The sequence below is a fragment of the Streptomyces sp. KR55 genome, from assembly GCF_052245645.1.
Taxonomy (GTDB): Bacteria; Actinomycetota; Actinomycetes; order Streptomycetales; family Streptomycetaceae; genus Streptomyces; species Streptomyces flavusporus.
Map to the genome: position 1 here is coordinate 1 of NZ_JBQQCE010000721.1, position 3299 is coordinate 3299.

Annotated in this window: 3 protein-coding genes; 1 reads left to right on the forward strand and 2 read right to left on the reverse strand. The window is 69.1% G+C overall.

The genetic code is table 11. The features are described 5' to 3' along the window. Nucleotides 1-234 (forward strand): putative PEP-binding protein (locus ACTWQJ_RS48920; RefSeq protein WP_443312814.1); only part of this gene is annotated, 234 nt, incomplete at its 5' end. 75 nt (nt 235-309) lie between these two features. Here ACTWQJ_RS48920 and ACTWQJ_RS48925 read toward each other — a convergent pair. Continuing rightward, nucleotides 310-1203 carry a hypothetical protein gene (locus ACTWQJ_RS48925; protein WP_443312815.1) on the reverse strand — a complete coding sequence of 298 codons (894 nt, stop codon included), beginning with the start codon at nt 1201-1203 and terminating at the stop codon, nt 310-312. 199 nt (nt 1204-1402) lie between these two features. Continuing rightward, nucleotides 1403-3299: acetoacetate--CoA ligase (locus ACTWQJ_RS48930; RefSeq protein WP_443312816.1), on the reverse strand; the 1897-nt coding region annotated here is incomplete at its 5' end.

The window sequence follows — 3299 nt, forward strand, 5'->3', positions numbered from 1 at the left end:
GGCAAGAGCTGCGGTGTCTGTGGTGAGGCCGCGTCCGACCCGCTGCTCGCGTGTGTGCTGACGGGTCTGGGTGTCACCTCCCTTTCCATGGGTGCGGCGTCGATTCCTTATGTCCGGGCGACGCTGGCGAAGTACACGCTCGCGCAGTGCGAGCGCGCTGCGGCGGCTGCGCGGGCGGCGGACAGCGCCGAGGAGGCGCGCAGCGCGGCTCAGGCGGTCCTTTCCGGCGAGTAGGGCGAGCCGGCCACCGGCAGATCTTTTTCTGGGGCGCTCCACCTGCGGGTGGGGCGCCCCTTCGCCGTCAGGTGTTCAGTGGTGGTGCTCCGTGGTCGGTCCTCCATCCGGTCCCAGGTCGGGTGGTCCGCAGTAGTCGACGTCTGATTCCGGGGCGATGAGGTCTCCCGATTCGACGTCGGTGCAGTAGGCGTCGAAGACCTCGCCGGCGCTGAGGGGTTCGAGGCCGTCTCCGCGGAGGCGCCATCCGTAGATGCGGTCTGCGGTTCCGGGAGTGGTGGTCCGCATGACGAGTCCGCCGGGGGTCTGGGTGGCAATGCCCAGGGCCAGGACGGTGCTGAATTCGAGGGCTTCGGCCTCGTCGAGTCGCGTGGTGCCATCGGTGTCGTCTGCGTGGAGGACGGCGACGAGGGTCTCCGGCGTGGCTGAGACGCTGCACACGAGGTGCCGGTTGCCCGGCGGGGCCGTGTCGAGGATGCGGACGAGGAGGTTTGTGGCGCGGGCGAACGCGGCGCGGCCGAGGTCCTCGCCGCAGGTTGCGCAGGCGCCGAGGCGGGCCAGGAGCGTCGAGGCGTATTCCCAGGTCGCTTGCCGGACCGCTTCGTCGACGAGTACGGGAACCAGGTCGGTGAGGGTCTGGCCTTCGTAGGGAACGGTGGGGCCCGTGGCCGCCAGTTCCGCTGTGAAGCGGGTGCGGCTCGCCGGGATGTCGGGGGCGAGTCCCTGCTCCGCGCAGAACTCGGCGTACTCCCGTGGGTCGAAGAGGGCCACCGTGGTGTGGCTGCCCTGCGAGGCGCGTGTCCTGAGCAGGGATTCGACCTCCTGGAGGTAGGTCTTGTGGTCGTCGAAGGTGAAACTGCGGTAGCGCCGCATGGCTCGGAAGTCGTGTTCATCGGTCAGCAGGCCGATGGTGCCGGCGATTTCGCGGCGCAGGACGCGTCGCATGGTCTGGTGGTCGGTGTGCGCCATCTTTCCCCCTGTGCGCAGTCGATCAATTCTCACTCACAGTAACCGGCCGCACTGACAACGGTGTCCGAGATGGTCGATCGCTGACGAACAGCGCAGGTCACAGCGGGCATGGCCGGCTGGCGTGCTTCGGCCTCGGACGTCGACGTCGTGGTCGCTGAACGGGAGGCAGCCGTGCTTGATCGCTTGCGGTGCGGGGTGGTCAGGCTCGCTTGCGGCCCAGGTCCTCGTAGAAGTGGAGCAGCTCGAGGTTGTCGATGGAGCCGGGGTTGACAGCCTTGTCGAGGGGGGTGCCCTGGAGCAGGCGTTTGACCGGGACCTCGATGCGCTTTCCGGTGAGGGTGTGCGGGATTCCGGGCACCTCGATGATGTCGTCGGGGATGTGGCGCGGTGAGAGCTGCTCGCGGATGGTCTGCTTGATGCGGTTCACGAGGGTCTCGTCGAGGGTGGCTCCGGGGGCAAGGTGCACGAACAGGGGCATCCAGTAGCCGCCGTCGGGCTGTTCGATGCCGATGACGAGGGATTCCTTGATCTCGGGGAGGCGTTCCACGGCTTCGTAGATGTCGGCCGAGCCCATGCGCACGCCCTGCCGGTTGAGGGTGGAGTCGGAGCGGCCGTGGATGACCACGGAGCCTCGGGAGGTGACGGTGATCCAGTCGCCGTGGCGCCACACGCCGGGGTAGGTGTCGAAGTAGCTGTCGTGGTAGCGGCTGCCGTCCGGGTCGTTCCAGAAGTAGATCGGCATGGACGGCATGGGGTTGGTGACCACGAGCTCGCCGACCTCGTCGATCAGGGATGTGCCGCTCGGGTCCCAGGACTGCAGGTCGGTGCCCAGCCCGGGCGCCTGGAGTTCGCCGATGTACACGGGCAGGGTCGGTACGGCGCCTGCGAAGCAGGAGCACACGTCCGTGCCCCCACTGACGGAGGCGATCCACAGGTCGTCGCGGACCTCGTCGTGGAGCCAGCGGAATCCATCGGGGGGCAGGGGCGATCCGGTGGTGGCGACGCACTGCACTGTGGAGAGGTCGTAGTCCCGTGCGGGGTGCAGGTCTGCCTTGCGGCAGGCCATGACGTACGCGGCCGAGGTGCCGTAGAGGGTGGCTGCCGTGCGTTCGGCGACGCGCCACTGGGCGCCTGTGTCGGGGTAGCCGGGGCTGCCGTCGTAGAGGACGATCGTGGTGCCGGTCAGGAGGCCGGAGACGAGGAAATTCCACATCATCCAGCCGGTCGACGTGTACCAGAAGAAACGGTCCTCGGGGCCGAGGTCGCAGTGCAGGCCGAGCTGCTTGAGGTGTTCGACGAGGATGCCGCCCTGGGACTGGACGATGGCCTTGGGGAGGCCGGTCGTGCCGGAGGAATACAGCACCCACAGGGGGTGGTCGAAGGGGACCTGCTCGAAGTGCGGGTCGGTGTCCGCGCTCGTCAGGGCGGACCATTCCAGCACTCCGTCGGGTGCTTCCGTGCCCAGGAGGGGGATGTGCACGACGGCGCGCAGGGTGGGGAGCTCGCGGCGCAGCTCGGCGACGGTGTCCCGGCGGTCGTGCTGCTTGCCGCCGTAGCGGTAGCCATCGACGGTGAACAGGACCACCGGTTCGACCTGCTGGAAGCGGTCGAGGACGCTGCGGGCGCCGAAGTCGGGGGCGCAGGACGTCCAGACGCCGCCGACGGTGGCCGTGGCGAGGAGGGCCACGACGGCCTGCGGGATGTTCGGGAGGTAGCCGCTGACGCGGTCTCCTGGGCGGACACCGAGGGCGCGCAGTTCAGCGGCCAGGGAGCCGACCTGGCGGCGCAGCTCGGACCACGTGACCGGGCGCGGCTCGTGGGTCTCGTCGACGCACAGGAGGGCCGGTTCGTCCGGTCGGGTCGCGGCTGCGCGCAGGGCGTGCTCGGCGTAGTTCAGGGTCGCGTCGGGGAACCACTGCGCGCCGGGCATCGATCGATCACCGAGCACGCGCGCGTAGGGGGTCGAGAACCGAACGTCGAACCATTCGGTGACGGCTTCCCAGAACGTCTCGAGTTCGTCGACGGACCAGCGGTGCAGCGCGGCATAGCCGCCCTCGGACGGGGCACCGTGGTGCTCGGCTGCCCACGCCTGGAAC

What these genes read in the sequence shown, in the direction of transcription:
- ACTWQJ_RS48925 (WP_443312815.1), bottom strand. Translation starts at nt 1,203, where the DNA reads ATGGCGCACACCGACCACCAGACCATGCGACGCGTCCTGCGCCGCGAA.